Consider the following 4,923-nt stretch of genomic DNA (forward strand, 5'->3'; position numbering starts at 1 on the left):
ACTTCTGGATACAATAAAGGCATTGTCAATATCGCAGACCGAGCTAGCTAGACGCATGGATCGGCCAATACAAGCAATTAACGAAATCATAAAAGGAAAGAAGGAAATTACTGCCGACACAGCTGTACAGCTAGAAGATGTATTGGGCACGCCTGCCCATATATGGCTAAACCTTGAGAGGGACTACCAGCTTAATAAAGCTCGCCTTGAAGAGATTGAAAAATTGCGCAAGCAAACTAAAAAGCTCGACGATTTCCCAATTGGGGCTATAGCAAAACTGGGTTGGATCAAGAAACACCCAGATAAATTAGACCAAGTTAAGGAATTGCTAAGTTTCTTCGGGGTTGCCTCACTAGCCGCCATCAAAGACCCACGACGGGTCGCTTTTCATAAATCAAGTTTAAGGAACGCCTCCCCTGGTGCTATAGCTGCATGGTTACGCAAGGGAGAGATTGAAGCCGCCGCTACGGAAACAGAGCCTTTTAATGAGAAGAAGCTACGGAATTCGATAAATGAGATACGTAGCCTTAATCAGCAAGCACCTAAAGAGTTTGAGCCAAGACTAAAGCACGTATTAGCACAGTGCGGGGTAGCACTAGTATTTGTGCCGTATCTACCTAATAGTTATGTAAGTGGTGCAACATATTGGCTTAATCCAAAAAAAGCAGTTATTCAACTAAGCTTTAGGTTTAAATCAAACGATCAGTTTTGGTTTAGCTTATTCCATGAAGTTGGCCATATACTGTTACATGGAAAGAAAGACCTCTTTCTTGATGATTGGGCGACAGATGATGAATATGAAAGGGAAGCGAGTGCTTTTTCTGCTAATATCCTTATAGATGAGACTACTTATAGGAAGTTCTTAGAGACTTCTCAGAGGATGACAAGGGAAGTAATCATTGATTTTGCCGAAAGAATGGATATTGCACCTGGTATAGTTATTGGCAGACTACAACATGATGGGCGATTAAGGCACGAATCAACACTAAATAAGCTTAAAGTTAAATATGAATGGTAGCAAAAGATAGCATTTAAGCCGAAATGGAGAATGATGTTGGAAGATATGCAAAAACCGCCGGGCAATAATCCGGTGGTTTTCTTGTTTTCCCTGCTAAACTATGGTGGCCGGGGACGGACTTGAACCGCCGACACGGGGATTTTCAGTCCCCTGCTCTACCAACTGAGCTACCCGGCCAATTTATTAAATTATGCAGCTCAAAAAGCTCGAATAGCTCAAAAAAGCCACTTCATTAGATTACGCAAAAGTTGGAAAAAAATCAAGTCTGAGGCTCTTTGGCTCGGCCGCTTTTGTCGATTTCGCTGTAATCGAGCGCTGGTTTTCTGTATGATTTGAGGTAAGTGTTCAAGATGCGACGCGGGGTGGTGGGAATTATTAAAGTTAGGCCATCGGTAGTTTTGGTAAATGAGGGTAAAGTGCTTCTGATGAGGTATCTTTACGGTGAGACAATCGTATGGGGTATCCCGGGCGGCGGCGTGGCCGAGGGCGAGAGCCTGATCGATACCTTAAAGCGAGAGCTTGATGAGGAACTCGGCGTTTCAATTGAGGTCGAGCAACTGCTCTGCGTCCTAGAGACGCCGTCCGCGGGCAAAATCGAGCACACGCTGCATTGCGTTTTTAGCGGCACGGTGAGCGGGGGCACCCCTGCAGTAAATCCTAAGCATACAAGCGCTATTTCGGTCGAGTGGGTCGACGCGGAGAAACTGGACGGCAAGGTCCTTTATCCCCCGATTAACGACATAGCGAAGAAAGCGGTTACCGGGGATACGGTATCCCGATCTCAATCTCGATACCTTGGAGTACGTAAGCGGCAGTGGTTCTAGATCGCAGCGGCGAGGGCGTTACTCGATAAGACCCTCTTTTAGTTTCTTGGATTTTTCCTCTAGTTGCGTGCGGATCTTCTCGCGCTTTTCCTTGAGGCGTTGGGCGATCTTAGGGTTTGATACGGCCAGTATCTCGCAGGCCAGGTACGCGGCGTTTGCGGCGCCATCTATGGCAACTGTGGCAACCGGTATACCCGACGGCATCTGTACCGTGGCGTACAGCGCATCCACACCGGCCAACGCGCCCGATTTTAAGGGCACGCCGATTACCGGGAGTGTCGTGTGCGAAGCAATGACCCCGGCGAGATGCGCGGCCATCCCCGCGCCCGCGATAATCACCATCAAGCCGCGCTCACGCGCCGTCCGGGCGTACTCGGCGGTTTTATCGGGCAAGCGATGGGCCGAGGAGATATCCATCTCATAGGGCACACCCAGCTCCTGTAAAACGGTGGCGGCTTTTTCCATTACGGGAAGGTCGCTGTCGCTTCCCATTAAAATCCCAACCAGCGGTATAGTATTCTTGGATCGCATCGCTATCGCTCCCGGCTCAAGAAATCCTCAAGCACCATAATTAAAGCATAGTAATTAAAGCACTATGATATCATAATCGGCCTGTATGTGGGCTTGGGTTAGGGTATCAGACGGCGGCTTTAAGTGCGGCGAGCATCATCGCCTTACTGGGCCAGCCCACGGTCCCCTCTTCGGTACGGTAGAGCCGGCACTCCATCCCGTAATCGATGGCCTCACGCGCCGCCGGGTCGACATCCTGTCCGTTAACCCGGATGGTCGGCGAGCCCAAGAACTTAAGCTGTTGGGCTTCCTGCTCACCCCGCACGTCTATTACCTCGACCGGCTGGTCTATCCCCAACTCTTCCATAGCCTCGGCAAGCACATCCTGTGCGTTCTCGAAATGGGGTCAGCCCGTAAAATAAAGCAGCTCGATATTCATAAACGCCTCGTTCCTTTGGTGGTTATTATCCCGCATACCTCTTTAATTATAGCATCGGGAGCGTTAGCGAGGTTAGCAAAAAGCGGTAAACAAAAAACCCACCGGTTAGTGGGATTTTGGCGGGAGCGACGGGATTCGAACCCGCGATCGCCGGCGTGACAGGCCGGAATGTTAAACCGCTACACTACGCCCCCATTTGTATTGCCGTTTTAGCGGCTAGCAAAATTATACTGATTTTTAATATGATTTTCAACGACCCCGTGCAGGTCAAATACCTACTGGTGGGAGTTACAGGATTTGAACCTGTGACCCCCTGCTTGTAAGGCAGGTGCTCTCCCGCTGAGCTAAACTCCCAGTTCACCAAAGGTGACTCTCGTGCCCCCAGGGGAATTCGAATCCCCGCCGCAGCCTTGAAAGGGCTGTGTCCTAGGCCACTAGACGATGGGGGCATGGTGAGCCGTGAAGGGGTCGAACCTTCGACACCCGGATTAAAAGTCCGGTGCTCTACCAGCTGAGCTAACGGCCCAATTGCGAATCACGGATTATCGAAACCCGTAAACAAAAATAGTGTAGCGGCATGTGAAGCATTACCGCTACAGCAAAAGATATGATACTACAGCTAACCCCCGATGTCAAACGCCGGATGCTGTTGTACGCATCGTTGCTATCCCCTGATTTGCGCGATTCAAGCCTAATACCAGGGGTTATTACACGCGATTAATGCCTGAAGTGGCGCTTGCCGGTGAAGACGAGCGGGATGCCGTATTCGTTCGCCGCAGCGATTACCTCGTCGTCGCGAATCGAGCCGCCCGGCTCGACAATGCATGCCGCGCCCGCCTCGACCGCGGCATCAAGGCCGTCTCTAAACGGGAAGAAGGCATCGGACGCAACGACAGCGCCTCGTACCTTTTCCCCACCCTTGCGGGCTCCGAGCCAGGTGGAATCCACGCGGCTCATCTGACCGGCACCCACACCAACTGTGGCCTGGTCTTTTACGTAGATGATGGCGTTGGATTTGACGTGTTTTGCAACCTTCCAGGCAAAGGCCATATCCTTCCACTGGGCATCGGTCGGCTTGGCCTCGCTTATGACGGTCCAGTTTGCGACCGGCTCTTCGATATTGTCGAAGTCCTGAACGAGGACGCCGCCGTTGACCCTGCGAATGTCGTGGTCGAAGTAGTCCATCTCGGTCACGCCGCCGGTATCGATCAAGCGAAGATCGGTCTTTTTGGTAAGGGTGTCAAGTGAGTCCTGATCAAATCCGGGGGCGATGATGACCTCGACAAAAATTGAGGCGATTTTTTCAGCCGTGACCTTATCGACCATCTGGTTAAGCGCGACGATGCCGCCGAAGGCTGAAACGGTATCCGATTCGTAGGCCTTCTGGTAGGCGTCGGCGAGGTCGAGGCCGATGGCGCAGCCGCACGGGTTGCTATGCTTGATAATGGCGCAGGCCGGGCCGGCGAACTCACAGACCAGACCCCAGGCCGAATTCATATCGAGGATATTATTATATGAAAGCTCTTTGCCGTGTATCTGCTTGAAATTGACCAGCGTATCCGCAGGTGCGCCCGCCTGCTTGTAATAGGCCGCCTTTTGGTGCGGGTTTTCGCCGTAGCGGGTATCCATTATTTTCTCTAAGGTATAGGTTAGCACCTCGGGGAACTCTGCTTTACTGTCGTGTCCGTAGAGCCACTGGGCGATCGTCGCGTCGTACATCGCGGTGTGTTTAAACGCCTCTTTGCAGAGCGCATAGCGGGTATCGCGGGTAATCGCGCCGTCATTTGTCTGCATCTCGTCGACGATCTTCGAGTACCAGGATGCATCGACGACGACCGCTACACCCTCAAAATTCTTGGCGGCGGCGCGAATCATGGTGGGCCCGCCGATATCGATGTTCTCAATCGCCTCATCAAGCGTTACGTCGGGCCGCGCAATCGTTGCGGCGAACGGATAGAGGTTAACGCAGACGAGATCGATCGGCTCTATCGCGGCCTCGGCGATCTGGCGCATGTGCTCCTCTTTCCTGCGGTCGGCGAGGATGCCTCCGGAAATCTTGGGATGAAGGGTCTTCACCCTGCCCTCCATCATCTCGGGAAAGCCGGTGTACTCGGATACCTCGACCACCACGA

The 4,923-nt window shown here is 52.0% G+C and carries 4 protein-coding genes, 5 tRNA genes and 1 pseudogene; 2 read left to right on the forward strand and 8 right to left on the reverse strand.

The genetic code is table 11. The annotated features are described in order from the left end of the window. Positions 1-1,018 (forward strand): HigA family addiction module antitoxin (locus tag COY37_RS06410; protein WP_286976847.1); only part of this gene is annotated, 1,018 nt, incomplete at its 5' end. Positions 1,019-1,119: 101 nt separating this feature from the next. Here COY37_RS06410 and COY37_RS06415 read toward each other — a convergent pair. Then, a tRNA-Phe gene (locus COY37_RS06415) sits at positions 1,120-1,195 on the reverse strand. A gap of 173 nt (positions 1,196-1,368) precedes the next feature. Between COY37_RS06415 and COY37_RS06420 the strand changes: the two genes are divergently transcribed. Further along, positions 1,369-1,842 (forward strand): NUDIX domain-containing protein, encoded by a 474-nt coding sequence (locus tag COY37_RS06420; RefSeq protein ID WP_286679184.1) that lies wholly within the window; start codon positions 1,369-1,371, stop codon positions 1,840-1,842. Positions 1,843-1,860: 18 nt separating this feature from the next. Here the strand turns inward: COY37_RS06420 and purE are convergent, their stop codons facing one another. From purE to purH, 7 genes and pseudogenes are all read right to left on the reverse strand, one after another. Then, entirely contained in the window at positions 1,861-2,373 is a 513-nt protein-coding gene (gene purE, locus COY37_RS06425; RefSeq protein ID WP_286679185.1) for a 5-(carboxyamino)imidazole ribonucleotide mutase, read from the reverse strand. 106 nt (positions 2,374-2,479) lie between these two features. After that, positions 2,480-2,746, reverse strand: a pseudogene (locus COY37_RS06430) (DF family (seleno)protein); the annotation flags it as partial. Between the two features lie 162 nt (positions 2,747-2,908). Further along, positions 2,909-2,985, reverse strand: a tRNA-Asp gene (locus COY37_RS06435). 85 nt (positions 2,986-3,070) lie between these two features. After that, a tRNA-Val gene (locus COY37_RS06440) sits at positions 3,071-3,145 on the reverse strand. 22 nt (positions 3,146-3,167) lie between these two features. Further along, positions 3,168-3,240: transfer RNA gene (locus COY37_RS06445), tRNA-Glu, on the reverse strand. Between the two features lies 1 nt (position 3,241). Then, positions 3,242-3,317, reverse strand: a tRNA-Lys gene (locus tag COY37_RS06450). A 191-nt stretch (positions 3,318-3,508) separates the two neighbouring features. Continuing rightward, on the reverse strand, positions 3,509-4,923 hold a 1,415-nt coding region (purH, locus tag COY37_RS06455; RefSeq protein WP_286976852.1), incomplete at its 5' end, for a bifunctional phosphoribosylaminoimidazolecarboxamide formyltransferase/IMP cyclohydrolase.

The organism is Candidatus Aquicultor secundus (genome assembly GCF_002791875.1).
GTDB classification, from domain to species: domain Bacteria; phylum Actinomycetota; class Aquicultoria; order Aquicultorales; family Aquicultoraceae; genus Aquicultor_A; species Aquicultor_A secundus.

Coding starts and splice junctions, on each gene's coding strand:
- COY37_RS06420 (WP_286679184.1), top strand. CDS start 1,369: ATGCGACGCGGGGTGGTGGGAATTATTAAAGTTAGGCCATCGGTAGTT.
- purE (WP_286679185.1), bottom strand. CDS start 2,373: ATGCGATCCAAGAATACTATACCGCTGGTTGGGATTTTAATGGGAAGC.